At 66.5% G+C, this 26,770-nt stretch carries 27 protein-coding genes; 12 read left to right on the top strand and 15 right to left on the bottom strand.

What is annotated here, in order from left to right:
- Positions 1-43: 43 nt before the first annotated feature.
- Genes ACJH6H_RS02460 through ACJH6H_RS02475 form a run of 4 tightly spaced genes read right to left on the bottom strand, consistent with a single transcriptional unit; the run spans position 44 to position 4,404 of the window.
- Positions 44-883 carry a short-chain dehydrogenase/reductase gene (locus tag ACJH6H_RS02460; RefSeq protein ID WP_226519051.1) on the bottom strand — a complete coding sequence of 280 codons (840 nt, stop codon included), beginning with the start codon at positions 881-883 and terminating at the stop codon, positions 44-46.
- Positions 880-2,397, bottom strand: a complete 1,518-nt coding sequence (locus ACJH6H_RS02465; protein ID WP_212806501.1) for an NAD(P)/FAD-dependent oxidoreductase — start codon at positions 2,395-2,397, stop codon at positions 880-882. Before ACJH6H_RS02465 ends, ACJH6H_RS02460 begins: the two co-directional genes overlap by 4 nt.
- Before the next feature lie 31 nt (positions 2,398-2,428).
- Positions 2,429-3,511: a PDR/VanB family oxidoreductase gene (locus tag ACJH6H_RS02470; RefSeq protein WP_406774170.1), complete on the bottom strand. Its 1,083-nt coding sequence runs from the start codon at positions 3,509-3,511 to the stop codon at positions 2,429-2,431.
- Positions 3,508-4,404 (bottom strand): metal-dependent hydrolase, encoded by an 897-nt coding sequence (locus tag ACJH6H_RS02475; protein WP_406774171.1) that lies wholly within the window; start codon positions 4,402-4,404, stop codon positions 3,508-3,510. Before ACJH6H_RS02475 ends, ACJH6H_RS02470 begins: the two co-directional genes overlap by 4 nt.
- Positions 4,405-4,498: 94 nt before the next feature.
- Between ACJH6H_RS02475 and ACJH6H_RS02480 the strand changes: the two genes are divergently transcribed.
- Entirely contained in the window at positions 4,499-5,107 is a 609-nt protein-coding gene (locus tag ACJH6H_RS02480) for a TetR/AcrR family transcriptional regulator (protein WP_406774172.1), read from the top strand.
- Positions 5,108-5,123: 16 nt separating this feature from the next.
- On the opposite strand, the gene ACJH6H_RS02485 is transcribed toward ACJH6H_RS02480, so the two are convergent.
- Both ACJH6H_RS02485 and ACJH6H_RS02490 read right to left on the bottom strand, forming a co-directional pair.
- Positions 5,124-5,789 carry a helix-turn-helix domain-containing protein gene (locus ACJH6H_RS02485; protein ID WP_212806498.1) on the bottom strand — a complete coding sequence of 222 codons (666 nt, stop codon included), beginning with the start codon at positions 5,787-5,789 and terminating at the stop codon, positions 5,124-5,126.
- Positions 5,786-7,240, bottom strand: coding sequence for an APC family permease (locus ACJH6H_RS02490; protein WP_212806497.1), 1,455 nt, complete (start codon positions 7,238-7,240; stop codon positions 5,786-5,788). The genes ACJH6H_RS02485 and ACJH6H_RS02490 overlap by 4 nt, the downstream gene beginning before the upstream one ends.
- 185 nt (positions 7,241-7,425) lie before the next feature.
- On the opposite strand from ACJH6H_RS02490, the gene ACJH6H_RS02495 reads away from it, so the two are divergent.
- From ACJH6H_RS02495 to ACJH6H_RS02520, 6 genes are all read left to right on the top strand, one after another.
- On the top strand, positions 7,426-8,766 hold the full coding sequence (locus ACJH6H_RS02495) for a diiron oxygenase (RefSeq protein ID WP_406774173.1): 1,341 nt from the start codon (positions 7,426-7,428) through the stop codon (positions 8,764-8,766).
- Between the two features lie 77 nt (positions 8,767-8,843).
- Positions 8,844-9,272 carry a nitroreductase family deazaflavin-dependent oxidoreductase gene (locus ACJH6H_RS02500; RefSeq protein WP_212806496.1) on the top strand — a complete coding sequence of 143 codons (429 nt, stop codon included), beginning with the start codon at positions 8,844-8,846 and terminating at the stop codon, positions 9,270-9,272.
- Between the two features lie 356 nt (positions 9,273-9,628).
- Positions 9,629-10,375, top strand: coding sequence for an ABC transporter permease (locus ACJH6H_RS02505; RefSeq protein WP_406774174.1), 747 nt, complete (start codon positions 9,629-9,631; stop codon positions 10,373-10,375).
- On the top strand, positions 10,372-10,518 hold the full coding sequence (locus ACJH6H_RS02510) for a hypothetical protein (protein WP_346416855.1): 147 nt from the start codon (positions 10,372-10,374) through the stop codon (positions 10,516-10,518). The genes ACJH6H_RS02505 and ACJH6H_RS02510 overlap by 4 nt, the downstream gene beginning before the upstream one ends.
- Positions 10,494-10,619 (top strand): hypothetical protein, encoded by a 126-nt coding sequence (locus ACJH6H_RS02515; protein WP_346416854.1) that lies wholly within the window; start codon positions 10,494-10,496, stop codon positions 10,617-10,619. The genes ACJH6H_RS02510 and ACJH6H_RS02515 overlap by 25 nt, the downstream gene beginning before the upstream one ends.
- A complete protein-coding gene (locus ACJH6H_RS02520; protein ID WP_346416853.1) occupies positions 10,616-11,716 on the top strand; it encodes a hypothetical protein in 1,101 nt (366 codons plus the stop codon). Before ACJH6H_RS02515 ends, ACJH6H_RS02520 begins: the two co-directional genes overlap by 4 nt.
- Positions 11,717-11,726: 10 nt before the next feature.
- Here ACJH6H_RS02520 and ACJH6H_RS02525 read toward each other — a convergent pair whose 3' ends face one another.
- Positions 11,727-12,680, bottom strand: coding sequence for a helix-turn-helix transcriptional regulator (locus ACJH6H_RS02525; protein ID WP_244872826.1), 954 nt, complete (start codon positions 12,678-12,680; stop codon positions 11,727-11,729).
- 335 nt (positions 12,681-13,015) lie between these two features.
- Here ACJH6H_RS02525 and ACJH6H_RS02530 point away from each other — a divergent pair, with 335 nt between their 5' ends.
- Entirely contained in the window at positions 13,016-13,597 is a 582-nt protein-coding gene (locus ACJH6H_RS02530; protein WP_346416879.1) for a PAS and ANTAR domain-containing protein, read from the top strand.
- A 30-nt stretch (positions 13,598-13,627) separates the two neighbouring features.
- On the opposite strand, the gene gap is transcribed toward ACJH6H_RS02530, so the two are convergent.
- Positions 13,628-14,647 carry a type I glyceraldehyde-3-phosphate dehydrogenase gene (gap, locus tag ACJH6H_RS02535; protein WP_346416852.1) on the bottom strand — a complete coding sequence of 340 codons (1,020 nt, stop codon included), beginning with the start codon at positions 14,645-14,647 and terminating at the stop codon, positions 13,628-13,630.
- Positions 14,648-14,780: 133 nt separating this feature from the next.
- Here gap and ACJH6H_RS02540 point away from each other — a divergent pair, with 133 nt between their 5' ends.
- Positions 14,781-15,989: an ROK family protein gene (locus ACJH6H_RS02540; RefSeq protein ID WP_406774175.1), complete on the top strand. Its 1,209-nt coding sequence runs from the start codon at positions 14,781-14,783 to the stop codon at positions 15,987-15,989.
- Here ACJH6H_RS02540 and ACJH6H_RS02545 read toward each other — a convergent pair.
- On the bottom strand, positions 15,978-17,003 hold the full coding sequence (locus tag ACJH6H_RS02545; RefSeq protein ID WP_406774176.1) for a DNA topoisomerase IB: 1,026 nt from the start codon (positions 17,001-17,003) through the stop codon (positions 15,978-15,980). The genes ACJH6H_RS02540 and ACJH6H_RS02545 overlap by 12 nt on opposite strands.
- Before the next feature lie 338 nt (positions 17,004-17,341).
- Here ACJH6H_RS02545 and ACJH6H_RS02550 point away from each other — a divergent pair, with 338 nt between their 5' ends.
- Positions 17,342-17,572 (top strand): hypothetical protein, encoded by a 231-nt coding sequence (locus ACJH6H_RS02550; RefSeq protein WP_212806484.1) that lies wholly within the window; start codon positions 17,342-17,344, stop codon positions 17,570-17,572.
- 73 nt (positions 17,573-17,645) lie between these two features.
- On the opposite strand, the gene ACJH6H_RS02555 is transcribed toward ACJH6H_RS02550, so the two are convergent.
- The 3 genes from ACJH6H_RS02555 to ACJH6H_RS02565 all read right to left on the bottom strand — a co-directional run bounded on the left by ACJH6H_RS02555 (position 17,646) and on the right by ACJH6H_RS02565 (position 21,784).
- Positions 17,646-18,527, bottom strand: a complete 882-nt coding sequence (locus ACJH6H_RS02555) for a universal stress protein (RefSeq protein WP_318984182.1) — start codon at positions 18,525-18,527, stop codon at positions 17,646-17,648.
- Positions 18,524-20,350, bottom strand: coding sequence for an amino acid permease (locus ACJH6H_RS02560; RefSeq protein WP_318984183.1), 1,827 nt, complete (start codon positions 20,348-20,350; stop codon positions 18,524-18,526). Before ACJH6H_RS02560 ends, ACJH6H_RS02555 begins: the two co-directional genes overlap by 4 nt.
- 108 nt (positions 20,351-20,458) lie before the next feature.
- Complete coding sequence (locus tag ACJH6H_RS02565) at positions 20,459-21,784, bottom strand: PucR family transcriptional regulator (RefSeq protein WP_406774177.1); 1,326 nt, start codon at positions 21,782-21,784, stop codon at positions 20,459-20,461.
- Positions 21,785-21,900: 116 nt separating this feature from the next.
- Here ACJH6H_RS02565 and ACJH6H_RS02570 point away from each other — a divergent pair, with 116 nt between their 5' ends.
- Positions 21,901-22,650, top strand: coding sequence for a hypothetical protein (locus ACJH6H_RS02570; RefSeq protein WP_406774178.1), 750 nt, complete (start codon positions 21,901-21,903; stop codon positions 22,648-22,650).
- 3 nt (positions 22,651-22,653) lie between these two features.
- On the opposite strand, the gene ACJH6H_RS02575 is transcribed toward ACJH6H_RS02570, so the two are convergent.
- The 3 genes from ACJH6H_RS02575 to ACJH6H_RS02585 all read right to left on the bottom strand — a co-directional run bounded on the left by ACJH6H_RS02575 (position 22,654) and on the right by ACJH6H_RS02585 (position 25,130).
- On the bottom strand, positions 22,654-23,493 hold the full coding sequence (locus tag ACJH6H_RS02575; protein WP_406774179.1) for a cutinase family protein: 840 nt from the start codon (positions 23,491-23,493) through the stop codon (positions 22,654-22,656).
- Between the two features lie 180 nt (positions 23,494-23,673).
- On the bottom strand, positions 23,674-24,408 hold the full coding sequence (locus ACJH6H_RS02580) for a sulfite exporter TauE/SafE family protein (RefSeq protein WP_406774180.1): 735 nt from the start codon (positions 24,406-24,408) through the stop codon (positions 23,674-23,676).
- A gap of 62 nt (positions 24,409-24,470) precedes the next feature.
- Positions 24,471-25,130 (bottom strand): cysteine hydrolase family protein, encoded by a 660-nt coding sequence (locus ACJH6H_RS02585; RefSeq protein ID WP_162563619.1) that lies wholly within the window; start codon positions 25,128-25,130, stop codon positions 24,471-24,473.
- Positions 25,131-25,265: 135 nt separating this feature from the next.
- Between ACJH6H_RS02585 and ACJH6H_RS02590 the strand changes: the two genes are divergently transcribed.
- Positions 25,266-26,720 (top strand): aldehyde dehydrogenase, encoded by a 1,455-nt coding sequence (locus tag ACJH6H_RS02590; RefSeq protein WP_061006329.1) that lies wholly within the window; start codon positions 25,266-25,268, stop codon positions 26,718-26,720.
- Positions 26,721-26,770 lie beyond the last annotated feature (50 nt).

A 26,770-nucleotide genomic window follows, 5' to 3' on the forward strand; every position in this document is an offset into this window, starting at 1 on the left:
CTGATGCGGGTTGGTGATCTGGCTTCCGCTGCGAGGCAGCGTGTTAGCGCTCCAGTTGCCGGATGATGGCGGCCACCGTCTGGTTGGCCGCGAGTTGCTGATCGAGGAGCACGTTGATGACACCACGAAGCCAGGCATAGGGGATCCATGCGCGCGGCATGGTGCTGCTGGCTCGGCGCCGGCCGACTGCGTCGACAATGCTCGCGGCAGCGTGACCGGCGTCGATGCGCTTGTTCAATGGCCAGGGCAACAGTTCGCCGATGCGTTGGCCCATCGGATCGTCATCGAGTGTGGTGCGGGCCAGCGCCGTGTCGACGATTCCGAAGTAGGAGATTCCGACCGTCACCTGGTGGGTGGCGAGCTCGATCCGCAACGCTCGCCCGAGCTGTTCGACACCGGCTTTGCTGATCATGTACGCCGCACCGCCCATGCCCGGTGCGAATGCGGCGCATGACCCGATCAGCTGAATGTGTCCGCTACTGGAGATGATGTGCTCGGTGGTCGCGCGCACGGTGTGCACCGCGCCGAGCAGATTGATGTCGATAACCCGTTGGAACGCATCGGGTTCGATGGTGCGCAGGGTTGCCGGCGGCGGTGTGACGCCCGCGTTGGCAACCACTACATCGATGCGTCCCCAGGTGTGCACTGCCTGCTCGGCCGCGGCGGCCAACGCGGCGGCATCGCGCACATCGGCGACGATGCCGATGGTGTCCATCCCCAGCTGCTCCTGGGCTTTCCCGAGCTTCTCTTCGTCGACGTCGACGAGGACCACTCGGGATCCGGCCGCCACGAAACGGGAGGCCGCTTCGAACCCGATGCCCTGTGCCGCGCCGGTGATGAAAACCACTGCACCGGAAAGGGGCATCGCTGCACGTGCGGTCATCGTCCGACCACCAACTCGGCGCGGTCGGATTCGGGCGGCACGGTCGCGTAACGGATATCGAACTCCGCGAGGCGAATTCGGCGCATCTGGCGTCGGAATGTGAAGACGAAGCCAGGCCAGAAGGTGAAGTTGCGGCCAGACGGACTCAAGTAGTAGCTGTGACAACCACCGGAGTTCCACACCGAGTGCGCAAGACGCCGGTCGACGTGCGCGACAAAATTGTCGAGGGTTTCGTTCGAGACCTCGATACTGCGGATCTGACGGCGCTGCATCTGCGCGATGGCGTCGAGTACGAAGTCGAGCTGTGCCTCGATCGTCACGATCTGCGACGTGTACACCACCGAGTTCGGGCCGAGGATCATGAACAGATTCGGAAAGCCCGGAATGACGGTGCCCAAGTGCGCTTTCATCTCTCCGCCGGTCCACACCTCCGCGAGGCTGCGGCCATCTCGGCCGTGGATGCGGGTGAATCCGTCGTTATGGGCCAGTTTGAACCCGGTTCCGAAAACAATGGCGTCGAGGCGATGGTGGTGCCCGTCGGCGGTTTCGATCCCGTCTCTGGTGACCCGCCGGATCGCGGCGGTTTCCACGACGGTGTTGTCCGCGGCCAGCGCGGGGTAATAGGTGTTGGAGAACGTCGGTCGTTTGCATCCGAACGCATACCTCGGTGTCAGCTTTTCCCGCAGGTTCTCGTCGCGGACCTGCCTGCGGAGATGCCACGTGCCGACGGCCGCCATCGGCTGGAGCAGCGCCGGGAGATGGACCAGGCCGGGCACCATCGCTTCCTGGACGAGGCTGACCGCCGAACGGGCTGCGCGCTGGACGAGCGGGGCCGTGCGGAACACCGAACGCACCGCGGGCCCGACCGGGCGGTCCGGATGGGGCAAGATCCACGTCGGAGTTCGTTGAAACACAACCAGTTCGGCGGCGTCAGGCTGAATCCGGGGGATGAACTGCACGGCCGAAGCGCCGGTGCCGATGACACCGACCGCCTTTCCGCGCAGGTCGACGTCATGACGCCAGCCCGCCGAGTGAAAGGCCGGACCCGAGAAGTCTTCGAGGCCCGGAAGATTCGGAATCGAGGGCTCACTGAATGGTCCGGTGGCGAGGACCACCACGGTGGCGGTGAAATGTTGGCCACCTGCGATGATCTGCCACACCTGGGCCAGGTCGTCCCATGAGGCGTCGGTGACGTCGTGCCCCAGCCGAATGTGCGACCGGATGCCGCTGTCATCGACACATCTTTCGATGTAGGCCTTCAGTTCTCGCTGGAGCGGATACAGGCGCGTCCAATCCGGGTTCGGGGCAAACGAGTACGAGTACAGCACCGACGGGATGTCGCACTGCGCTCCCGGATAGGTGTTCGCCTGCCATGTTCCGCCGATGTCGCTGGCTCGTTCGAATACGAGAAAGTCGTCGTCGCCGGAATCCTTGAGTCGCATCGCCGCGCCGATCCCGCCGAAGCCGGCACCGATGATCGCGGTATGGACATGTGTGGGAGTGGGTTTGGTCATGGGTGTGTCCTTGCTGAGTGCCGGTGGCTGGTTAGAGCGCGACGGAGATCGAGTCACCCTGGGCGCGGGAAACGCAGATCATCAGCGAGTCGCCGTGCTGGTCGGGCGTCAGCACCCGATCTCGGTGCTCGACAACGCCATCCACCAGTCGCACGCGGCAAGCGCCACAGAAACCCTGCTGGCACGAATACTGCACGTCCGGTTTGACCCGGCGGATCGCAGCGAGGACCGACTCGTCGGCGGCCACGTCGACAGTGAGCCCAGATTCGGTGAGCTGCACGGTGAACGCTCTGCCGTCGACGATCGGTGCGGCGGTGAAACGTTCGCTGTGGAATTCTGCGGTACGGCCCGGCGCGGTCGCGGCGGCGACATCGCGAGCCCGTTCGATCATGGCGGGAGGGCCACACACATAGAACGCCGCGCGGGATGAAGCGGCCGTACACAATTCGGCCAGATCCGGTGTGCCGTAATGGTCGTCGGGCCGGATGAGCACCCGGTCGTGCCCGAGCTCGGTGAGCTCGTCGATGAAGGGCATCGATGCGCGCGAACGCCCGGTGTACACCAGGCGCCAGGGGACCGGGCCGGATGCCGCCGCACGCACCATCGGCAGGATCGGCGTGATGCCGATCCCGCCGGCGATGAACACGTACTCGTCAGCGGGGGCCAGGCTGAACGCGTTGCGGGGACCCCGGATGCGCAGCGTGTCGCCGACCCGGACGCGGTGCAGCTCGGCCGAGCCCGAGCCGTCGGGGATCCGCCGCACGGCGATTCGATAGTGGAGGGGGTCGAATTGGTCACCGACCAGCGAGTAGTGCCGTTGCCGGCCGGCCGGGGTGAACACGTCGATGTGCGCGCCCGGCGTCCAGCGCGGGAGCGGTGAACGGTCGGCCCGGCTCAAGGTCAGGCTGACGACGTCGTCGGCTACGCGTTCCGCCGCAACAACTTCGAGCCGCGCGTCGTATCCGGCCCGGCGTACCGGACGGCCCGGTGACAAGCGGTCCGCGATCCGGCTCTCGGTGAACAACCGCGAATAGCCGCGGGCCAACTGCGCCATGGCCCTGAGCGCTGGCGTCGGGTCATCGACAGATGTGGGCTGGTCGAGTAGCTCGTTCATGCGTGTGCCGCCTGCGCCGCGGGCGATACCGCCAGGTACCGCACTGCCTTGCTGATGTCGCCCATCGTCGACGGGTGAAAACCCGGCCGTAGGTAGAAGTACATCTGCGAGAACAGGAAGGACACCCCCGGCACCAATCCATGATGGGCGGCGCGGATGTACTCGAAGGGCCACGGACGACGACGCTGCACCGTCGCGTCGTTGCGGTACAGATGCGATGCCGTCGAAAACCAGAGCAGCGCAAGGCCCGAACATGCGATGAGGGCCGTGCGCGCACGGCGGGCATAGCCACCGTCGACGTACTGGTAGGCATCGAACGCGACATTGCGATGTTCGAGTTCTTCAGCGCCATGCCATCGCAGCAAGTCGAGCATCGTCGGGTCGATGCCGGCGCGATCGAAGGCCTCGTTGTCCAACAGCCATTCGCCGATGACGGCGGTGAAATGCTCTGCCGCCGCGTAGACCCCGAGGCGCTCGCTCAGCCACGCCTTGCGCGCGGGGCCGGTGATCCCGTGATCACCGAAAATCTTCTCTACCGCGAACTCGATGCGACGCAGGACCACACCGACGTCGACACCGTGTGCGCGCAGGTAGTTGCGGAAGCCCTCGTGCGACGCCGCGTGCGTCGCTTCCTGCCCGACGAATCCGATGACTTCCTCTTTGAGGCGCTCGTCGTCGATGTATGGCAGGGCCTGACTGAAGACGTCGGCCATGGCCCGCTCGCCTTCAGGCAGAACCAGGTGCATCACGTTCCAGAAATGAGTGGCATAGGCCTCGCCCGGGATGTACTCCAACGGGACGCCGGACCAATCGAAGTGGACGCGGCGGGCGTTGATCGCCAGTGCCTCGTCGTTGTACTCGCGCACCGCTCGTCCCGGTTTTCTGCTCGCCATCACACGCCTTCCTCGGCTCTGAGTCCTTCGTGCTACAGTGAAACACACTACATACAATTGTTTCAATGTTGCAGCGTCGACTATGGTCAGGTGCGTGCACACCGATCTTTTCGCGCTCGACACGGCCCGTGATGAGGGTGTCGAAGAGATCCTCGACGCCGCGTTGGACGTCTTCGCCAAGATCGGGATCCGGCGGGCGACCGTCGATGAAATCGCTCAACGCGCGGGGCTCGGCCGCGTCACGATCTATCGACGGGTCGGCGGGAAGAACGAGATCGTCTCGGCGGTGCTCATCCGCGAATCCCAGAAGCTGTTCGAAGCGGTGCGCGCCGCGGCGGCGCGTGCGGACAATTTCGCGGATCGCGTGGTCCACAGTTTTGCCACGACGATCGAGACGGTGCGCACGAACGCGGTCTGGAACCGGCTTCTGGACATCGAGCCCGACACCGTGCTGCCTCGACTGACCCTCGAAGCCTCACCGCTGCTGGCCGGGGCCGTCGCGGCGACCGCCGAAGTGCTCCGTGGCCCTGACGTGGCGGCAGTCCCGGAACCCGAACTGCTCGCACGAGCCGAAATCCTCGTCCGCATCACCCATTCGATCCTGCTCACGCCTGCGGTGCTGGCGCCATTGGAGACCTATGAACAGGTCGAACAATTCGCGCGCCAAAGCCTCCTGCCGATCGCGTCAACGCCGAAACCGTAGAGCCGCAACGCGGGCGTCAACCCGACGTCGTGCACGCTTGCGCCACCGCCCGCGCGTGGGGCGTGAGGAACGCCAGCAACGTATCGGTGTCCGCGACGCGGTGCGAGGGCGCCGAGGCTGCCAATACGGCGACGAGACTGTCGTCGGCGCTGCGGATCGGGAGAGCCAGGCAGCCATGTCCGGGCACCAGAATCCCGCGCTGGGTCGAAAATGCGGGGCGTTCACCGCGGGCGTCTGCGGCGACGATCCGTCCGATGGCCGAGCATTCCGGTTCAGCGATGACCCGGGCCGGATCCGACAGTGGAAAATCCGGGTCGATGTCGAACAGCTCCAACGCCGGCCGCCCCGTGGACCGGTGCAGGACCAGATGAATGCCGAATCGTGCTTCGGCTCGCACGGCGTCGACTGCTTCGCGTAACCGGTCCGCCGGAGTGGAGGGGATGCCGACCAATCGGTCGATCCGCCGGCCGAGGGCGAACCCGCCCAAATCCGGGGTGCGCACCAGGTATTCGCTGTCCACCAGGACAGCGAGCAATCGGTATGCCGAGGACCGTGACATCCGCAGCCGGTGAGTGATCTCCAGTGCCGTGATCCCGGGCCCCGCAGCCGCCACCTCCTCGATGATGGACAGCGCGGCGAGCGCCGAACGCGACCCGGCGTCGGGGCGCAGTGCTCGGGTCATGACGTGCCCCGCAGATAACCTCGCCACACCGACGACCGGACGGTCCCGGCGTGTGCGCCCATCGACGCGAACGCGTCCGGGCGCCTCGCACGCACGCGCAGACCGATGGCGGTCCACGCCCCCATCCAGACTGCGGACGTCACCGCTCCGGCCCAGAGCGGGCCGGTCACGGTCAGGCCCCAGAACCCCGCCAGGACCGCGGTCAGTACCAGCGCGCAAGCCGGCCCGACGACCCAGGCCACTCGGCTCGGCTCGCCGAGGCGCCGCAGCATCGCGGGCATCGCACCGGCCAGCGCGGCATACGCCAGCAGGAAACCACATACGGCACCGGCCACGAGTGAGCCGCACACGGCTTCCGCATCGGCGCCGAATGCACTGACGGCGAAAGGCACACCGAAGACGGTCGCGGTGCACAGCCAGATTCCCACCGTCGGCGCCTTGCTGCGCAGATCGGTATGTCCCAGTGCTGCCGGCAAGACGCCTTCGCGCGCCAGCGACAAGAGAACCCGGGCCGCCGCCGTCGTGGAGGCCAACGCGCAGGCGAAGAACGACAATGCCGCCGCCAGGTACATGGCGGGAACCAACGCGCGACCACCCGGATCGGCGTTCAGTGCCTGGAACCACGAGTTGGGCGTTGTGCCGCTGAGTGTTTCGGCTTGGGCCAGGGTCGCGAGCAACACGACCGCACCACCGACCAGCAGCGAACCGCGGACTGCCGCCGGCACCGTGCGCAGCGGGTTCCGCGTCTCGACCGCCAGCACGGTCGCGCTCTCGAAACCGACGAACGCGGTCATCGCGACCGCGACACCGGAGGCAAGGCGGCCGAGGTCGGGGGTGTGCGCGAGCACGGCGTCATGCAGTCGGCGTTCGTCACCGTGGCAGAGCAGCCACACCGCGACCGCAACCACGAGCAGGACCGCCACCGTCTCGGTCACCAACGAGACCCGGGCCGAGATCCGGATGCCGCGAACCAGCACCACCCCGCTGAGTGCCGCGAACCCCAGGGCCGCAACGGCGACCATCCAGCCGTGCGCCGTCATCCCGACCGCGGACACCAACCGGAGCCAGAACGCCGACGTCTCGGTGACCGCGAACATCCCGATACCGAGGTAGCCGAGCAGCAGCGCACCGGCCGTGACGAAGCCGGACAGGGGCCCCACCCCGACTGCTGCGCACGTGTAGAGCGAGCCGGCGGCAGGTACTCGCCGCGCGAATCCCCGGACCAGCCACGACACGACGAGTGCGAGCGCAAACGCGATCGCCATGCTCAGCACCACCGGACCGCCCTGCGCGGCAACGAGCAGAGGTATCGCCGCCGCGGCGCCGCACGGTGCCATGGCCGAAACGGACTGTGCCGCAACGTCGGCAGCGCCCAGCGCGCCGCGATCCAAACCACCCAGGCGCGTGCGCGGGCCCAAGCCGTGCAGCGGTACCTGATTGTCCGTGAGCATCGCCGAGTATAGAAATCCCGCTGTTTCTACCACGTTTCACCGCCGTGTCGCCCGCGTATCCCGCACTGGGACAACGCTTCCCACGCGAAGAGCCGACGCCGCAACGCGACTGACACCGGCACGCAAATGCCTGGCAGCACGCTCGTCGGCATCCCGATCCCTTCGATACCAACGGAGGTCACGCCATGACTGTGGGCTTCACCGCAACTGCCGCCGCCGAATCGCCCAGATCACACCTGAACACCGATACGCCGGCAGGACTCGACAACGACATCGCCGCATCGCTCTGCCGGGCGAGCACTCGCCGGCGTTTCGACCCGTTCGTCGACATCGACTGGGAGGCACCCGAAAACGCGCTGGATCCGAACGACGTGCGTTGGCAGCTCGACTCCGACATCGCTCCACTCGCCGCCACCGATTGGTACGCGCAGCAATCCATCGAGCGGCGAGCCGCGATGGGCCGCTGGCTCGCCGCGAACATCCTCAAGGTGACATTGCAATTCGAGATGATGTTGATCCGCGGCGTGATCCACCACGCCGGCACGTTGCCCAACGGCTCGGTGGTGTTCCAGTATCTGCTCCACGAGCTGACGGACGAATGCCACCACATCCAGATGTTCCAGGAGTTCGTCAACCGCACGGGCGCCGACGTTCCCGGTATGCGCCGCGGGTCCCGGTTCTTCGGACCCATTCTCGGCTTCCTCGGCGGCTACGCCAACATCTTCCTTTTCATCGGAGTGCTGTGCGGGGAGCAGCCGCTGCACTTCCAGCAGACGCTGCAGCATCGGGGCTCGACGGCCGTGCCGCCGCTGCTGAACAAGGTCACGTCGATCCACCTCGCCGAGGAAGCCAGGCACATCTCGTTCGCCAACCACTATCTGGCACAACGGATCGCGACAGTCGGACGGCTGCGGCGGCTGTGCTACGCCTTGGCATTTCCGATCTATCTGCGCTGGCTGATCGGCGAGATGATCACACCGCCACGGTCGTTCGCCCGTCAGTTCGGGATTCCGCGGCACGTTTTCAAGGCCGCCTACTGGCGCAGCGCCCGATCCCGGCAGCTGTTGGCCGAGTCGGCCGCCGACGTCCGGCGTGCTGCCGAAGACCTCGGTTTGCGTACGGTCTGGACCCGCTGGCTGTGGCGGTTGTCGGGTATCGATGGCCGGCTTCCCCGGTACCGCGGTGAGCCTGATCGCAGTCAGCCGTGCACCCGCGACCGTGCCGGCGTGGCAGTGGTGTGGGGCCGAATCGTGGCCGCGGTGATTGCGGCCGGTATTGCGATGGCGGCGACGCCGGTCGGGCTGCGGATCATCGCGGTGGCGGCGGCGGGAACGGCCGTGTGGGCGTCGTACCACCTGCTGCGGACCCGGCTCGGTGGTGTCGTCGGCAACCAGCCTTTCGAATGGCCGCGGCTCGCTGTCTGGATCATGGTGTGCAGCATCATGATTCCCGCGGGCGGGCTGATCGGTCTCGCGCTGGTCGTGCTCAGCATCCTGGCGCTTGCCGAGTTCATGCCGGGCTTGTGAAACCCTTGCCGGCAAGTAGACCGATCGGTATATTCAGCGTATCGGGCCAATGCCATGGCCGGCAAGGAGGAAGCTTCGTGGGAACAGCGCATACCCGCGCCGAACAACGACAGTTCCGGGTGTTCCGCGCGGTCGGGCGTTACCTGCTCAATCCGACGGTGCGGGGTCTGGCTCGACTCGGCGCCGTCCGCCCAACGCAGGTAAGCGAATTGGAAACCCTCGGCCGCAAGACCGGGCAGCTGCGACGGGTCCCGGTTTCGCCGATCTTCGACGAAACCGGGGCATGGGTCATCTGTGGTCACGGCACGTTGTCGGGCTGGGGTGCCAACATCGAAGCCAATCCGAATGTCCGCATCCAGCAAGGAGATCGCTGGCGTTCCGGCATCGCGACCTTCGTGCCGGACGACGATGTGCATGCCCGCGCGCGGCGGTCCGGTGCGGCCGGGCCGAAGATCGCGTCCTACGGAACCGCGCCGGTGTCCGTGCGCATCGAATTCACCGACTAGACCGTTCCCGGTGCCGGGCAGGAGCCCGGAACTCAGACCATCGGATCAGAAGGATCGAAACGCGCCACGACGGCGCGACCGTTGCCGGATCAGCGCAGGTCTGGGCCGATTCAGGCGATGACGTAACCGTGGCGCTCACGCCGCGGTCACGCCGTCGGCGCACGGGTCCCCGTCTGTACCGGTGTTACGTTGCGGCCGTCACGCAGGTCTGCAAGGGAAGATGGATGGTATCGGCACCCGCACGCGGTTCTGGCGCGCTCAGCTCGAGCGGCGTGCCCACAACAGTTCGACCGAGCAGTACGGCCGGAGCGCCGCGGCGCCGACGCGGTAGCGGTGAGCTCACCCGGGTGGCGCTGTTGTCCGCCCTGCCAATCCTGAGTCTCGTCGTTGTCATCGTCGGCTGGGACGCCGCGGTGCGCTTCGAACTCTTCTCCGCGCGGCTCCTGCCCGCGCCCGCGCAGGTTGTGCACGCCGCACGTGAGATGTACGGCGACGGAACGCTGTTCGCTGATTCTGCCGCGAGCTTCCGACGGGCGCTCCAAGGGTTCGTCGTCGGATCGCTGATCGCCATCGTGGTGGGCACCCTCACCGGCCGCTCGCGCATTGCCCGCGGCCTGTTGGAACCCACCATCCAGATCGTTCGGCCCATCCCGGCCATTGCGCTGGTGCCGTTGGCGATCCTGTGGTTCGGCATCGGTGAAGAATCCAAGTTGTTCCTCACCAGCCTCGGCGTCTTCTTCCCGGTCTGGGTCAACACGCACGCCGGTATTGCCGCGACGCGCGACGACCATCTGCGGGTGGCCGCATCGCTGGGCGCGTCAAAGTTGTTGACGTTCACCAACGTCGTCCTGCCGGGCGCCCTGCCATCGGTGCTCACCGGCCTGCGCCAGGGGATCGCGACATCGCTCATCCTGATCGTGGCATCCGAGCAGTCCGGTGTCACCGAAGGGCTCGGCTTCCGCCTCGACCAGGCGCGCCTGTTCAGCCAACCCGACCGGTTGTTCGTCTGTCTTGCTGCGCTGGGCATCGTCGGCGCCCTCGCCGACCAGCTGTTCCACCAGGCCACGCGTCACACCGTGCGCTGGGCGAAGGAACAATCGTGACCGCCGGCGACATCGCGGTCGATTCGCTGACAGTGCGGTACCCGGGAGCGGGCCGTCCCGTCGTCGACGGCCTCGACCTCACCATCGAGTCCGGGGCCTTTCTGGCGGTCCTCGGGACATGCCGCTGGCCATCGCCGTCATGATCGTCGTGCTGGTGATCGGCATCGTCGTCGACTCGGTGTTCGGCCTGGCGGACAGCCAGATCCGCCGGTACTGGGGACTGGTCGACGGTGACCGCGAATGACCGGTGGCCTGAACCCTTTTCGCCTCTGGGCGTTCGGCGACGCCCACGTCGGCACCGATCGCCGGTTCGGCAGAGACAGCCTGGCCGAGGCGATATCGCAGTCTGAATTCGGTGGGTCCGACGGCGGCCCGGCTTTCGACTGGGACATCGCGCTCGATGTCGGCGACATGTCAGGCGCCCACCACCACCTTCCCGACGATGCCGAGGGGCGAGAGCTGCGGCGGCAGTTCGACAGCCTGCGACGCCATCGGCGCGAGGACATCTACAGCGTGTGCGGCAACCATGACCGCAGCGGTCTGGACGAACCCGAGGCCTGGTGGTGGCAGAAATGGGTCGACCCGCTCGGGCGGCACACGGCGTTTTCCGGCGTCGACAGTGCGCGCCGGCCCTTTCCGGTCGACGGCGTGTGGCAGCACTACTCGTTCCGGGTGGGGAACCTGTTGTTTCTCATGCTGAGCGACCGCAACGAACCCACGCAGTCTGTCGGTCGCGGCCCGTTGGGCGGTAACCCCGGGGGAGTCGTCAGCGGCGAGACGTTCCGATGGTGGAAAGCCATGGTGCTGGCCAACCCCGACGCGATCATCGTGACGGTGCACCACTACGTCCTCAAGGACACCACGGTCGCCTCGGGAGAGTGGGAAGGTGTGCGCCGCGATGCCGACGGGCGGTTGGTGGAGCACTATCACCGGCCGTTCGAGGCAGGCACACCGCAAGGGGCGTCATACCTGTACTGGGTGGACAGTCGGCCGGACTCGGGCGCTTTCGAACAGTTTCTGGCCGCGCATCCGGGCCGGGTTCAGCTGTGGATCGCGGGGCACACCCACACCCATCCCGACGACAATTTCGGCGGCAAGAGCCACATCGAACAACGCTGGGGCACATGGTTTCTCAACGTCGCCTCGCTGAGCCGGCACCACATGCCGATCACGACGCTGCCGCTGAGCCGGTTGTTGACGTTCACCCCGGGCAGCGCGGAAGTCCGGGTGCAGTGCTACCTGCACACCAGCCAGCACGGGCCGCAGGGTTGGTATGACAAGGCGGAGAAGGTGATTGCGCTGCAGGCGCCGTTTCGCTGGAGCGGCTCACCGGCGGACTGACGCGAGAACGTCAGCTGCGCAGCGTCTGGTGGGGACTGCAGCCGAAGGTCTGCCGGTAGGTCACCGCGAATCGCCCGGTGTGGGCGAAACCCCAGCGGAGGGCGACGGCGCTCACCGTGGTGGTCGCGACATCGCCGGCCAGCAGCTCGCTGTGGGCCCGGTGCAGCCGGGCCGTACGCAGGTACTGCATGGGCGTGGTGTCCAGATGCCGGCGGAACATGTACTGGACCGCTCGCGGTGTCACGTAGATGGCTTCGGCGATGTCACTGAGGGCGATATCGCGGTGGGCGTTCTCGTCGATGAACGCGATCGCGCGGCGCAGCAGTGGTTCGTTCGAATCCCGGCGATCGACGGGGGTCGGTTCGGTTGTCGCCGTATTGGGCAGTGCGGCAAGCACACTGGCGGCCAGATGCTGGGCGGCGGTGGCGGCCACCAGTTCCGACGTACGTGCCTCCGGTGACGGCAGCACGTGATCCCGCAGGTAACCGATCAGCGCTCCGAGTTGGCGCCCCGCCGCGGCCGAGACGGGCCGGTGTCCGAGGAGCCGCACGGGTTGTGACCGCCGACCAGGGCCGGTGTTCGCAACGCGGTTCAGTAATGCGGGATCGAACATCGTGAGGTCGTAGTGCGCGTGCGACAGCCGGCCTGTGTAGGGGAGCTCCGGTGGCGCCAGGAGCGTCACGTCGCCGGCGGTGAAGGCGTCGGACGGTTCGCCGATGATGTCCTGTTCGAGCACGCCCGAATGCATGCGGCAGATGCAGACGCGCTCCAGGGGGTTGACGGCATAGCCGACGCTGTAGGTGAAGTGGAGTTCGTCGATGCTGACCGTGCCGGCTCGTTGCCGTTCGTGGCGCAGCAACGTCTGGTCGTCGTCATCGGTTTGCAGGCGCATCTTCGCGTACCTGCGGCCCAGGAACTCCTCGGTGGCACCGAGATCTTCGCTTTCGAATATTCCCGTGTCCACATGACTCCCATCCGCTGCACGTACCGGCGGCCGAGCAGCAGGTTATGAACGCTGCCTGCGATGTCAATCGTAGGACTATCCAACAAACGCAAGGTCACGTTCGCAAACGCTTCGCTTGATGGCCTTAACACCGGCGGTGAGCGCGGCTACCGTCAGCTATCTCTTCACCGGAACTGAGGGGTTGCACTTGTCGAGGTATCGGCCCGGCCATCGCGTGATTGCGTCGACAAGTGCGCACCGCTGTGTCTGAGACACCGATTGACGAGCCCGCAATGGAGACCACCGCCGCCCAATGGGACGCGGTCACGGTCCTGTCCGGCGGTCACGCGCACGACATCGGCAGGTTCCAGTTCTTCGTCGCCGAGCAGCGCTGGGTGTGGTCCGACGAGGTGGCCCGTATGCATGGCTACCGGCCGGGACAGGTGCAACCCACCACCGAACTGCTGTTGAGTCACAAGCATCCCGACGACCGTGCCAAGGTCGCCGACATCCTCCAGCGGGTGCAGTCGGGCGGGCTGTTCAGCAGCCGGCATCGGATCGTCGACGTGCACGGGCAGACGCATTGGATGGTGGTGGTGAGCGATCATCTGACCGACTCGGCGGGGAAGGTGATCGGAACCCAGGGCTACTACATCGACGTCACTGCAAGCCTGCAGTCGGACCTGACGGCGGCCATGGGCCACGTCGTCGAATCTCGCGCGACCATCGAGCAGGCCAAGGGCATCTTGATGATCGCTTATGACGTCGATGACGCCCGGGCCTTCGAGATTCTCAAGTGGCGTTCGCAGGCGACCAAACAAAAGCTCAAAGACGTTGCGGCACAGTTGGTCGGTTCCTTGCGACGCACCGGTCTGTCGGCCGAGAGCATCAGCACCATCGACCAGCTGCTCCTGGCCGACGAGCGATCCGCGCAGTAGGCGCGAATCGCATCGCCGGCGTGCGTGCGGCTACAGCGACTTCGCGACCAGTGCGGCGAGATCTCCGATGCGGTTGGAGTAGCCCCATTCGTTGTCATACCAGGACACGACCTTGGCTTGGTTGTCGATGACCTTGGTCAGTCCCGCATCGAACAGCGAACTGTGCGGGTCGGTGACGATATCGGACGACACGATCGGCGCGTCGTAGTACTTCAAAATCCCCTTGAGCGGTCCCTCGGCCGCGGCCTGCATCGCGGCGTTGATCTCCGCCGCCGACGCCGACTTGCCCAGCTCGGCGGTCAGATCGGTCACCGACCCCGTCGGCACCGGCACCCGCAATGCATACCCGTCCAACTTGCCCTTGAGTTCGGGCAGCACCAGGCCGATGGCCTTGGCCGCGCCGGTGGAGGTCGGCACGATGTTGATCGCCGCCGCCCGGGCCCGGCGCAGATCCTTGTGCGGCCCGTCCTGCAGGTTCTGATCCTGGGTGTAGGCGTGGATCGTGGTCATCAGGCCGCGCACGATGCCGAACTCGTCGTTCAACACCTTGGCGATCGGGCCCAGGCAGTTCGTGGTGCACGAGGCATTGGAGATGATGTTCTGACTACCGTCGTACTTGTCGTCGTTGACGCCCATCACGATGGTGATGTCCTCACCGGTCGCCGGTGCGGAGATGATGACCTTCTTGGCGCCGGCCTCCAGATGCCCGCGGGCCTTGGCCGCGTCGGTGAAAATGCCGGTCGATTCCACCACGATGTCCACACCCAGATCGCCCCACGGCAGCGCCGCCGGACCGTCCTTGATCGCCAGCGCCTTGATCTTGGTGTCCCCGACGATCAGGGTGTCCCCGTCCGCGCGCACCTCATAGGGCAACCGGCCCAGGATCGAATCGAACTTCAACAGATGCGCCAACGCATCCGTGGAGGTCAAGTCGTTGACCGCGACGATCTCCAGATCGGCGTTCTTCCCCGCTGCCTTTTGCGCATCCAGGGCCCGGAAGAAGTTACGCCCGATACGCCCGAAACCATTGACGCCGATCCGAATAGTCACTGCCGATACTCCTCGCTTGATCGTTTCAGAACGAACCATACACCCATTAGGATTTTCTGCAAGCTAATTATGTATTTCAAATACCTAACTAGCCCTGACTTACGCTTGCGCCGGCGTGTGTCGCCTTGCTTCAATGGCAGCCATGGCGCTCAGCGGCACGTCGGTGTCACCTACTGCCGGCGAAGTGTTCGCCGTGATCAGGGATCACCGGGCTATTACCCGCAGCGAGATCGGCCGAATCACCGGTCTGTCGCGCACTGCGGTGACTGCGCGAATCGCAGCGCTGGAAGCCGACAATCTGGTGATCGAGCCCGAGCACGTGGCAACGACGGGCGGACGTCCGGCGGCGCAGCTCATGTTCAACGTGGATGCCGGCATCGTCTTCGCGGTGGCCATCGGGCGGAGCCGCACGCAGCTGGCGTTGTGCAATCTCGCCGGCGACATCCTTGCCACCGCCGACATCGATCAGGAGCCCGGTATGGGCCCGGACGATCTGATGCCCGATCTGGTGAAGCGGCTCGGCGAACTCCTGGACGACTCCGGGCGCCGCGGCGACCGCATATCCGGCATCGGTCTGAGTCTGCCCGGCACGGTCGATCGGCAGCTCGGGGCGAGCCTGGACTCGCCGAACATGAGCGGTTGGGACGGTGTGCCGTTGGCGCCGTACTTCCGGCATCTCGCCGACGCGCCGGTGGTCATGGACAACGACGCCAATGTGATCGCACTGGCCGAACGCCGCTTCGGATTCGCCGATGTGCAGGACATGCTGGTCGTCAAAGCGTCCACCGGGTTGGGCGCCGGCATCGTGATGGGAGGCCAACTCCGGCGCGGCGCGGTGCAGGCAGCGGGGGACTTCGGGCACAGCAAGATCGCGGCGGCTGCCGGTATCTCGTGCCGCTGCGGTGACACGGGTTGCGTCGAGGCGGTCGCCGGCGGCTGGGCGATCGTGCGCGATCTGCGGCGTGAAGGGTATGCCGTGGGCCACCTGCGTGACGTCGTGGCGTTGGCGCACAGTGGGGATGCCAAGGCCCGCAGCAAGATTCGTGACAGTGGTCGACATGTCGGCGAAGTGCTCGCGGCCGCGGTCAACCTGATCAACCCCGCCGTGTTGGTGGTGGCCGGTGACATGGTCGGTGCTTACGACGTGTTCGTGGCCGGTCTGCGAGAAACCTTGTACGGCAACGCCAGCACGCTGGCCACCCGCACGCTGCAGGTCGTCCCGTCGGTGCTTCAGGAGCGCGTCGGCATCATCGGCTGCGCGACCACGGCGCTCGATCACATCTTGAGTCCGCAGATGGTCGATACCTCTCTGCAGACGAGGCTGGCCCACTCACGTACCTGATGCTCGCGCCACGCGGCGGATGAGTTGCCGGGTGGCTCTTTCCAGGATCTCCTGAGCCGCAGCGTCATTCCGCTGCTTCTCGGCACGCCTGACGGCCGCGGAAATCGTCTGACCTTGTTCGTACGCCGTCACCACCCTGGGGTCGACATACGAACTCCGCGCCACCGCAGGGGTGTTGCCGAGTTCGTCGGCGACCTCACGGAAGACCGAAGTCCGGGCGCGGCGGATGGCTGCCTTCGTATCCGCCGGCGCGACGGAGGCGAAGCCCGCGGCGGCCAACACGGTGCCGTGCCATGTTCTCAGGTCCTTGACGCTGTACTCCTCGCCGACAAGCTCTTTGAATCGGGCATTGAGGTCCTCGGCATGGAGCTCTACGCACCCCGAACCGGTGCGGCAGTAGAAGAGTCGATCGGTTGGGTCTCGTCCGCGGCGTAGCGCTCGGACCGCTCGGACCACTTGTTGGTCTGCCAGTTCCAGATGGCGCTGTACGCCGCTCTTCGCCGGGTAGTCGAATATCACTGTGCCGCTGCGCACCTCGACGTGTTCGCAACGCAGCGTGGCCAGTCCGCGCGAGTCGTTCTCCTGGGCGTACTCCTCGCCGCCGGCGCGGAAATACCCGAGGTCGATCAGATGCAGGGCCACCGCGAGCACGCGCTCGCGGTGCAATCCGCGGCCGCTGAGGTCGGCTGCGATCCGGTTTCGCCACTCGGGCAGCGCCGTGGAGAGCTGGAGCACGCGGTCGAACTTCTCCTCGGTGCGTTCCTGCTGCCACACGGCGTGATAGAGGTACTGGCGGCGTCCCGCGGCGTCGGTGCCCACCGCCTGGATATGTCCGTTGCGGTGGGGGCTGATCCAGACTTTCCGCCACGCCGGTGGTATCACCAGTTCGCGAATCCGTTGCAGCGTCGCTTCGTCGGTGACGGGAGTGCCGTCGGCGTCGTAGTAGGAGAAGCCGTTGCCGCGCCGCCTGCGCGTGATCCCGGGCGATGCGATGTCGCTATGTCGCAGCCTCATGGCTCACCTGCCCGGTGTCTGTGTCGCACCGTCCGTCCTTACCCCGGATCGCCTGCGGCGACACCTCGTCGACGCGGGCGTCAACCCCGGCGGTACCGGGCAAAATGATGCGTAGGTCACAGTGTCCTACATCACACCCTGAGCAGTCTGCTCAACATTTCCGCTGGCTGTTGACGTGCTCATCGCGACACGGCAGATTTCGCTGCACCGATTGCTTGTGGTTGGCTTTGCCGCTCCCGATCTGCTTTGGAGATTGCGGGACACGAGGGTCGGAGGTGCGAGCGGCTCGGGGCTGCGGGCACCAATCCTGCACAGGCAACAACACACTGAGGAAATTGATGTCTCGTTCACGTCTGACCAACGCCGTCACCATCCGTCGCCTGGCGGCCGCAATCGGCGCCGGCGCTCTCGTGACCATGGGGGCCGCTACCGTCGCGGTTGCCGAACCGGCGCGGGAGAACCCGGTGGGCGCCAATGGCTCGACGACCACCAAGGAGGCGCCTCCCACCGCGCCGCTGACCCCGTCGGCCAGCCCGGTCGTCAAGGCCGCGCCCTACGGCAAGAGCTAGATTGAAGCTGAAAGGCCAACTGTCGCAAGCTGTTCACAACGGCAAGCGACAGTTGGCCTTTCGGTCGACGAACTCAGGCGCGCGGCATGATCATCACCGGGACCGGTGAATGACGCAGGATTTTCGCCGCTGCCGATCCGAGGAACACCCGGGCGGACTGCCCGGCCGCGCCCGACCCGAGCAGCAGCACATCACCTGATGCCCAGCCCGTGTTCTCCACGGCCTGCTGCCAATCTCGCCCGCTGCTGACGACCATGTCCACATCGGGCACGGCCAGATCTTCGCGAATTCTGTTGAGCTGCTTGGTGACGTCGTCGGCGGTGCGTTTCGACCACTGCGCGACCACCATGTCCTCGGCACCCGCCTCGAGCGAGGGCCCGCCGAATGCCCACGCGGGCCGCACGGTGTACGCCACGATCCGCAGCTGGGCATTCCAGTCCTTCGACAGCTCCGCGGCCGCCCGGATCAATCCGTTGGTGTCGGCCTCGCCGCCGTAGGCCGCGGTGAGGCGGCGGATAGGTTCGTGGCTGAAGGCGTATCCGCGCGGCGCGATCGCCACCGGCACCTGCGCGGTGTGTACCAGCCGCTCCGTCACGCTGCCGAGAGCCACGCGTCCCAGCAGGCCGGACGACGACGATCCGAGCACCACGGCGCGGGCCTCGAACTCCTGCGCGAGCTCGAGCAAACCGGTTGGGATGGAGCCGGATTCGTGAACCAGCGTGGGTACGTCCGGTCGCCCGGGGAGGCCGTTGACGACGGCCTGCAAGGACTGGGCCGTCTGCGCCTTCACGTGGCGCAGGTATTCCTCCTCGACGGGGTCGTTGCGCGGCGGCCACGAGCGCTCGAGAACCGCTGCCGCGATGACCTTCTCGCCCGTGGTCCTCGCGATCTGCACAGCGAGGTTGATCGGGGCGCTGCCCTGCCGGGAGGCGCTGAACCCGGCGATGATCGTCACGCGACAGGCTCCTCGGCGGGAGTCATCGCGATCACGTTGGTCACCGGGATGTTGTAGTCGGACCGGGCGCGGTCGACCACATCGAAGCGGTGCCAGATCGACTGTTCCGGTGGCTCTGTCGCGATGACGATCTGATCCGGGTGGAATTCGTCGACGCCGGCGGCCAGCGCGCGCAGCGGGCGGTAGTCGCCCAGCTTGCCGTCGGCCTCCAGGTTCGCCGAGTGCAGCGCCGCCAGCGTCTGGTCGAGACGTTGCTGGGCAAGGACTTTGGTGGCCTCCCAGACATCGAGGGGGCTGTGCGAGGCGGCGGCGCCGGTCTCGATCGGGCTGACCGGCACCACGACGTGATAGGTCGTGGCGTTGTCGGCGCCGATGGCGCGCAGTTCGTCGAGCAGCTCCTCGGAGCCGACGGTTTCGTTGGCCAGCACCAGCACTCGGTGCGGCCGCTCGGTCGCGATGACGGGCTCCGGGACCGGCCGGCGGGAGTTGAACCAGCGGTTGGCGAAGAACAGCCCGATCACCACGGCCCAGGACAGCAGGCTCAGCGTCAGGGCCCTTCGGTTGTCTCCGCCCTGGACGTACATCTGAACCAGGATGGCGGTCATCGCCAGCGCCGTGATGATCGACAACACGGGGAACAGCCACATTTTGACCTTGAGCTTGTCGCCGCCGTTGCGGTACCGCAGCACGATCTGGGAGATGGCGATCAAGAGGTAGACGAAGAGGATGACCGCGCCGCTGGAATCCAGCAGGAACTTGAAGATGAAATCGGGCGAGAAGGCCGAGGCGATGACACCCAGGAACCCGATGACCGACGATGTGAGAATGGCGGCCGCCGGAACGCCGCGACGGGTGACGGAGACGAGCTGGGCGGGCGCCTCTCGGCGGGCGGCCAGCACGAACAGCATGCGCGAGGCGGTGTACATGCCCGAGTTCAGGCAGCTCAGGACTGCGGTCAGGACAACCGCGTTCATGATGTGGTCGGCGTAGGGGATACCCATCGCGGTGAAGGCCGAGACGAACGGCGACGCGGCGAGCTGCTTGCCGTTCCACGGCAGGATGGTCACCAGCAGGAACGCCGAGCCGACGAAGAAGACGGCGATGCGCATGATGACCGAGTTGGCGGCCTTGGCGACGGCGCGCTCGGGGTCGGTGGACTCGGCGGCGGCGATGGTCGCGATCTCGGCGCCCACCATCGAGAAGATCACGGTGACGACACCGACGGTGACCGCGGACGAGCCCAGCGGGAAGAACCCGCCGTGCGCGGTCAGGTTGGAGAAATCCATGGATTTGTGCGGCCACAGACCGAGCACGAAACAGGAGCCCAGTCCGATGAACACGATGATGGCCGCGACCTTGATGCTGGCGAACCAGAACTCGAACTCGCCGAACGATGACACCGAGAACAGATTCGTCGCCGTCATCGCGATCAACAGCAGTAGGGCTGTGAGCCATATCGGTGCCGCGGGCAGCCAGTACCGAATGATCTTCGCGCCGGCGATCGCCTCGAATCCGACGACGATCACCCAGAAGTACCAGTACAGCCAGCCGATCGAGAAGCCGGCCCAGTTGCCCAAGGCGTTGCGGGCGTAATCGGCGAACGAGCCGGTCGACGGATTGGCCACCGCCATCTCGGCGAGCATCCGCATGATCATGATGATCAGCACGCCGGCGAGCGCATAGGTGATGAACGTGCCGGGGCCGGTGTCTTTGATGACGACACCTGAGCCGACGAACAGCCCGGCACCGATCACGCCCCCGATGGCGATCATGGACAGTTGGCGTTGGCTCAGTGCCTTGTTGAGGGTCGGTGTCCCGCTCACGTCGTCTCCTTCGCGCTGCCCCGACGGCGTTGTCAGGGCGTTTTCAGCCCACGCCCAGCGACAGATGTGAGCTGCACCACTATTTGGTGTGTGCGAATACTAAGCCGGTCAGCACGGCACGCGGGGGCCAAAGGAGGCGCCATCTTGTCGGAACATCCGGCCGTTTTTCCGACAGCAGTCGGAAGGCCGCCGGCGCCTGGTATCAGCGGCGGCGCAGTCGGGCCAGCCGGATGCTGAGCATGAGGTCGAAGCGGGCTTCGCCGTCGGTGAGGTCGGTGACGTCGTCACGAGAGCCTGGGTGATCTTCTCCAAGCGGTAGTACAGCGTCGAGCGATGCAGGTGCATGGTGTCGGCCGCGCGCCGGGCATCGCCGCCAGAAGACAGATAGGCCTCGAGCGTCTGGATGAGGTCGTCGCGTCCCTCGGCCAAGAGCGCCGCGACGCCCGGATGGATCAGCGCGTCGAGTTCGTCTGGAGCATCGGCGAGGCTGTCGGCGAGCAGCGCGACCGCCCGCCACGACCCGGCCGCGGTCCAGTCGAGCGCCGCCTCGCCCGGGCCGGCGCCCGCGGCGGCCAGGGTGCAGGCCAGACGGGCATCCCGAAATGACTGGGCGGCCTGGGCCAGGGGCAGCCGGCTACCGGACCAGCCGATGACCGGCGCGTCATCGAAGGTGGCCCGGATCGACGAGGTCACGGTCTCGGCGAGTCGCTGCGGCGGGACCCGCACGTGCGCGGGGCAGAAGGCGAAGATGCTCACGGGATTGCCGGGCAGGATGAACCAGTTGTGCGTTCGCTCGACGGTGGACAGCCGCAGGCGTAGTGCGGTGAGACGCTGCTCGGTCTCCGCGGCGTCCCCGGACGGGACGAACGCGAAGACGGTGAGCAGGCTGTCCGGCTGTGCCATGCCCTGGGCGCTGAGCTCGAGGAGCACCGCGTTCAGCGGCTCGCCCGCACCGGCCGCCAACAGGCGGCTCAGCAGGGCCTGACGCGCGGACTCGACGGCCCGCTCGGCGGTCTGGCGCCGATCCAGGACCGCCACCAGATCCGCGCCGGCCTGGTTCGCCAGTGCACGTTCGGCCGCGCTCAGTGACTGCTCCGGGTCGATCACCCACAGGTAGCCGAAATGATTCGCGGCCGATCGAACCGGCACGCAGTACCGCGCCACCATGGCGTACTGGGGCAGCGGCGGAATCGCGACGCCTGGGTCGGCGTCATCGATTCCGAGGGCCTGAAGCTCTGCTATGACTTCGGGTTTCGTGGTGCGCTCGAGGAGGCTGTGCATCCGCACGTCGTCGACGGTCCCCAGCTGGCGGCTGAAGGTCATGGGCGTCATCGCCGTGTCGTCCAGCAGGACCGCGCGATTCAGCGATCGGGCCAGCAGGTCGACGATCAGCTGAATGTGGGCACTGGGATCGGTGCCGTGCGGTTCCGCCATACGCTCCCATTCGGATCTGTGTCGGCGGCACTGCGCTCACAGGAACCGCAACGTTTGTTGCCGGTATCGTCGCACGCGCTCCGCGGCGGACGGGGCGTTGACGGTGGAGATGGACGATGTTGCCCGCAGTGTGGTCGGAAGTGCGTTGGGCCTTCACGCCGCCGCGCACCTGGCTGCTGGGCGTGGCGGCCAACGTCGTTCTCGCCCTGCTGTGGCTTGCCGTGGAGCCGCTGACCTCCGGGGGACGGCATCACCACGATTGGGTGATCCTGGTCGGCACGTACTTCTCGTCGTTCGTGCTGGCCGACACCACGACAACCAATGTGCTTGGCGCCGACCATGATCGGGTCCGGCAGCGGCTGGCCGAATCGGTGTCGCCATGGCGGATATTGCTGCAGAAGAACCTGGCGCTGCTGATTCTCGTCGGACTTCCGACGCTCGTGGTTGCCGCGGTGCTCACCGTCTGGTTGGAGACTCCGGCCCGGCTCGGTGTGACGATCCCGAATGTCGCGGTGCCGATCGTGTCCTGGCTGGGCGTCGGCAACGCGGTGTCCGTATTGCTGCCGGTTGCTGAAGTGCGGTTGGTGCAGCGGTGGGGCCAGCGTCACGACCGGCGCCGGATCGCATTCTGGCTGTCGTCGCTGGTGCTGCCGTACGTTCTGTATTTCGTCGCCGACCCGGTCGGCGGGGTGGAGCACCGGGAATTGTGGCGGAAGCTACCGAACGCCGTCGCCCATGTTTTCGGTCCCGTCCTCGGCCGCGACACCAAAAGCGCTGTGCACCTTGGTATCGCGGTCGGTGCGTGGATCGCCGGGACACTGTTTGCCGATTGGTGGGTGCGGCGCCGTGGCGTGCAGTTCCGGTAGCGGCTACGGGGCCGGCGCTGCGTCCGGTGCCGTCGCGGCCTGCTCCGGTCCCGGGAGCCACGGTGCGCTCGCCGGCATATGGGCCGGCGCCGCGGTGGACGGCGGAGTCCCGGCGGGCGCGGGCCGACCGCGCCCGGCCTGATCGGCGGCCTGGATCGTCGTCGATGACCACGGCGCGGGTCCGGCCAGTGCGTCGGCCGCCCACCCCGCCTGCAGTTGCCTCACGGCGAAGTTCACGCCCTGGTTGACCAATCCGCTGTCCACGTAACTGTTGTGGGCGTCGAAGCTCGATCCGTGCGCGTCGCACACCAGGTCGTTGGGGGCACAGAGATCGGTGGTTTTGGGTTGGTAGACCGGGCCGACCGTGACAGCGGGAGAGCCGATGGCGCGCATGAACCGTGGCGAGGGCTTGCCGAACAAGGCTACGGCGGCAACGTGATCCGCGACGTCGGGTGGCATGGGAGTCGGCACTTCGGCGACGGAGACGCCGTCGGGAATGGTGCCGGCGGTGACGAAGCCCGCAACGGCGGCGCCCTGCGAGAACCCGCCGAGCACCATCTTGGTCCGGGGACAGGCCGCCGCGGTCGTCACGATTTGCCTACGCGCGTCACGGATTCCGTCGACGGCGGTGGGGAAGTCGGTGGTCGCGGGATAGTCGACCGCGTACACGTCAAGGGTTTTCGGGCTGATGGCGGTGCGCAGCGAATCGATGAACGCCGTCCCGACCCCGCCGGGTCCGGGCGCTTCATCGGTGCCGCGGGCGAATATGACCTGGGCGTCGGGGCATTCGGCCGCGTGTGCTGTCTGCGGTAGGGCCGCGGAGATCAATCCTGGCGGTACCACCAGGATTGCGGCCGTAGTCAGGCTTCTGATGCGGCTTCTGCTTTTGCTTGGCCTCACGGGTTCATGCTGACACACCGGCACCCCATCCGCTCGTTAGCTGGGCCCGGCGCTTTCGAATCGTGACATACCAAAAGTCGGTTATTGCGTGTTAGCGGTGACGAATTCGGCGATGGCGCGCCGCTACCGCAGCATCATGACGGTGAACGCGACGACACTGACGACGACGATGCAGGCGCGTAAGGCGTTGGGGGGCAGGCGGCGTCCGATCTTCGCCCCGATGTAGCCGCCGATGGTCGAACCGACGGCCAGCAGCAGCGCCGGTAGCCACGCCACCTGGCCGACGACGATGAAGATGATGGCCGCGACCGAATTGACCAATCCCACAGAGATGTTCTTCACGCCGTTGAGGCGCTGCAGATCTTCTGACACGAACAATCCGAACAGGGCCATCATGATGATGCCTTGCGCCGCACCGAAATAGCCGCCGTACACCGCACACCCGAACACGCCCGCGTACAGCGGCGCGGCATGGTCGGTGGACCGCGGCGCGCCGCGGCGCGCATCGAGCGCGCGGCGCAACGCGGGCTGCACCAGGACCAGTGCGCCGGCCAGCAGGATCAGCCACGGTACGACCGCGGTGAATGCGCCGGGCGGCAGTTTGAGCAGCAACACCGCACCGACTATCGCCCCGGCCAGTGAGACCACGCCGAGCCGGAGGATGCGGGGGCCCTGGCCGCCGAGCTCGTGCCGGTAGCCGTAAGCGCCGGTGAAGTTGCCCGGCACCAGTCCCACGGAGTTCGACATGTTGGCGACCAGCGGTGGGTAACCGACGGCCATCAGTACAGGGAAGGTGATCAGGCTGCCGGAGCCGACCACGGCGTTGATCACTCCCGCGGCGATGCCGGCCAGCAGCACCGCGGTGATCGCGAGGGCGGTCAGGGGCGCGTCTTACTGTGCGGTCTCACCCCGTGAATTCTTCACTGGCGTTCCTGTGAGGTTGCAGCGGCCTGGAAGAACTGCTCGACGTCGGCGGTGGTCAGCGTCTCGACGCCGATCAGCGCCAGGTCGGCGAGCCGCTCGGGCGTCACCTGCGAGGTGGCGTCGGTGACCAGCGCGGCGCGGAAGTCCCGCTCGGAGGCGTCGAACAGAGTGGCGCGCGGACAGTTGGGCAGGTTGCAGCCGGCCACCACGACGGTGTTGACGGCGAGGTCGCGCAGATGCTCTTCCAGCGCCGTGCGGTAGAACGCCGACCACCGTGGTTTGAACATGACGACCTCGCCCGCCGCCACGTGCTGGACGCCGCCCGCGAGTAGCGAGTCGTAGTCGAGGGGATGTGCCAGCAGTTCCCCGGGTACCGCGGCTCCGTCGGTGTGCGGGGCGGCGATCTGCTTCCCGGACTCGATGGCGGCCCGGCGTGGTGGGTCGGCATCGCTGCCGCCGGGGACGTACAGCCGCACGATGTGCACGATCGGCCGGTGCGCCGCGCGGAACGCCGCGAGCAGCCGGGCCATCGCGGGCACCCGTTCGGCGGTGCCGTCGACTTGCGACGGGCCCGAGACGAAATCGTTCTGCACGTCGATCAGCACCAGGGCGCTGCGTGCCAGGTCAGGGGAGGTGTAGTCGTGGCCGGCAGACACAGCTGCGATCTTTCCAGACAACCTGCCGACGTGAGCCACTCTTGACGACCTGATCGCGACAATGCTAAGCAACTGCACAGCATTTGTTGCGTGCCCACCCCCGGGCGCGCGCTCGCTGACGATGAGAGGCACGCGATGACGCTGCAGTCGGTCTTGGAGGACATCCAGAAGCGCCCGGGTACGGGTGAGCTCATCCCGATCATCGATCCGGTGAGCGAAGAGCAGATCGGCGAGTTCACCGATTGCGGGCCCGAGTTCGTCGATGAGGCCGTCGCCCGCGCCAAGTCGTCCTTCGAGGCCGGTGTGTGGTCCGGACTGCCCGGCCGGGAACGCGCCAAGATCCTGTGGCGCATCGCCGACCTGATCGACGAGCACACCGCTGAGTTCGCGGCCATCGACTCGGCCAACACCGGCATGATGAAGATGCAGTCCGAACTCGTCGTGCCGACGTGCGCCGAGTTCTTCCGCTACTACGCCGGCTGGTGTTCCAAGATCAACGGCACCGCCTACGACATCCGCACCAGCGGCATCGCCTCGGACGCCTACGTCGACCAGCACGGTTACACGCTGCGTGAGCCCTACGGCGTCGTCGGCCTGATCTTCCCGTGGAACGGCCCCATCTTCAACGCCTGCGCCAAGATCGCCCCGGCGCTGGCCGCGGGCTGCAGCAGCCTGGTGAAACCCGCTGAGGAGACTCCGCTTTCGGCGTTGCTGCTCGATCGGCTGATTCACGAGGCCGGCGTGCCAGAGGGGGTTGTCAACCTGATCACCGGGTACGGCCACACCGCGGGCGCCGCCATCACCGCGCATCCTGACGTCGAGAAGGTCGCCTTCACGGGCTCGACCGAAGTTGGCAAGGAGATCGTCAAGGCCTCGGCGGGCAATCTGAAGAAGGTCATGCTGGAGCTCGGTGGCAAGTCGCCGGTACTGATTTTCGACGACGCCGACCTGGACAAGGCCATCTTCGGCGCGGCCATGGGCATCTTCATCCACTCCGGGCAGGGATGTGTCTGCGGCTCAAGGATTTTCGTGCAGCGCGGCGTCTACGACCGGGTGGTCGAGGGTATCGCGAACGTCGCCAACTTCATGAAGTACGGCGGGCCGGATGAAGAGGGCGTGATGAGCGGCCCGCTGATCAGTGCCAAACAGCTCAACCGGGTGTTGGGCTTCATCGACGAAGGCAGGAACGACGGCGTCGAGATCGTCGCCGGCGGCTACCGGTTGGACCGCAAGGGCTACTTCGTGCACCCGACCGTCCTGACCAACGTCGACCCCGGCATGCGCCTGTACCAGCAGGAGATCTTCGGGCCGGTGGTCAGCATCCTGCCGTTCGACACCGAAGACGAGGCCGTCGCCATGGCCAACGACACCAGCTACGGCTTGGCGGCCACCGCGTGGACCACCAACGTCAGCCGGGCGCACCGCATCGTCAAGCGCCTGCAGGCCGGCAGCGTTCAGGTCAACTGCCAGTTGGTCTTTGACCACGACCTGCCGTTCGGCGGCTACAAGCAGTCCGGCTGGGGCCAGGAGTTCGGTCGTGAAGGGCTCGAGGCCTACCTCAAGAACAAGAGCGTCGTCGTCCAGCTGTAGTCACCCGCGATTTGTGCACGATTTTCCGCGCCGACCGCGAAGAATCGTGC

The sequence above is a fragment of the Mycobacterium sp. SMC-21 genome (genome assembly GCF_045310825.1).
GTDB lineage: Bacteria > Actinomycetota > Actinomycetes > Mycobacteriales > Mycobacteriaceae > Mycobacterium.

Coding starts and splice junctions, on each gene's coding strand:
- ACJH6H_RS02540 (WP_406774175.1), top strand. CDS start 14,781: ATGGCAGCCATGGCGCTCAGCGGCACGTCGGTGTCACCTACTGCCGGC.
- ACJH6H_RS02515 (WP_346416854.1), top strand. CDS start 10,494: ATGCCGCTGGCCATCGCCGTCATGATCGTCGTGCTGGTGATCGGCATC.
- ACJH6H_RS02470 (WP_406774170.1), bottom strand. CDS start 3,511: ATGAACGAGCTACTCGACCAGCCCACATCTGTCGATGACCCGACGCCA.
- ACJH6H_RS02475 (WP_406774171.1), bottom strand. CDS start 4,404: ATGGCGAGCAGAAAACCGGGACGAGCGGTGCGCGAGTACAACGACGAG.
- ACJH6H_RS02565 (WP_406774177.1), bottom strand. CDS start 21,784: ATGGCGGAACCGCACGGCACCGATCCCAGTGCCCACATTCAGCTGATC.
- ACJH6H_RS02545 (WP_406774176.1), bottom strand. CDS start 17,003: ATGAGGCTGCGACATAGCGACATCGCATCGCCCGGGATCACGCGCAGG.
- ACJH6H_RS02550 (WP_212806484.1), top strand. CDS start 17,342: ATGTCTCGTTCACGTCTGACCAACGCCGTCACCATCCGTCGCCTGGCG.
- ACJH6H_RS02490 (WP_212806497.1), bottom strand. CDS start 7,240: ATGCTCACGGACAATCAGGTACCGCTGCACGGCTTGGGCCCGCGCACG.
- ACJH6H_RS02495 (WP_406774173.1), top strand. CDS start 7,426: ATGACTGTGGGCTTCACCGCAACTGCCGCCGCCGAATCGCCCAGATCA.
- ACJH6H_RS02590 (WP_061006329.1), top strand. CDS start 25,266: ATGACGCTGCAGTCGGTCTTGGAGGACATCCAGAAGCGCCCGGGTACG.
- ACJH6H_RS02520 (WP_346416853.1), top strand. CDS start 10,616: ATGACCGGTGGCCTGAACCCTTTTCGCCTCTGGGCGTTCGGCGACGCC.
- ACJH6H_RS02570 (WP_406774178.1), top strand. CDS start 21,901: ATGTTGCCCGCAGTGTGGTCGGAAGTGCGTTGGGCCTTCACGCCGCCG.
- ACJH6H_RS02485 (WP_212806498.1), bottom strand. CDS start 5,789: ATGACCCGAGCACTGCGCCCCGACGCCGGGTCGCGTTCGGCGCTCGCC.
- ACJH6H_RS02465 (WP_212806501.1), bottom strand. CDS start 2,397: ATGACCAAACCCACTCCCACACATGTCCATACCGCGATCATCGGTGCC.
- ACJH6H_RS02460 (WP_226519051.1), bottom strand. CDS start 883: ATGACCGCACGTGCAGCGATGCCCCTTTCCGGTGCAGTGGTTTTCATC.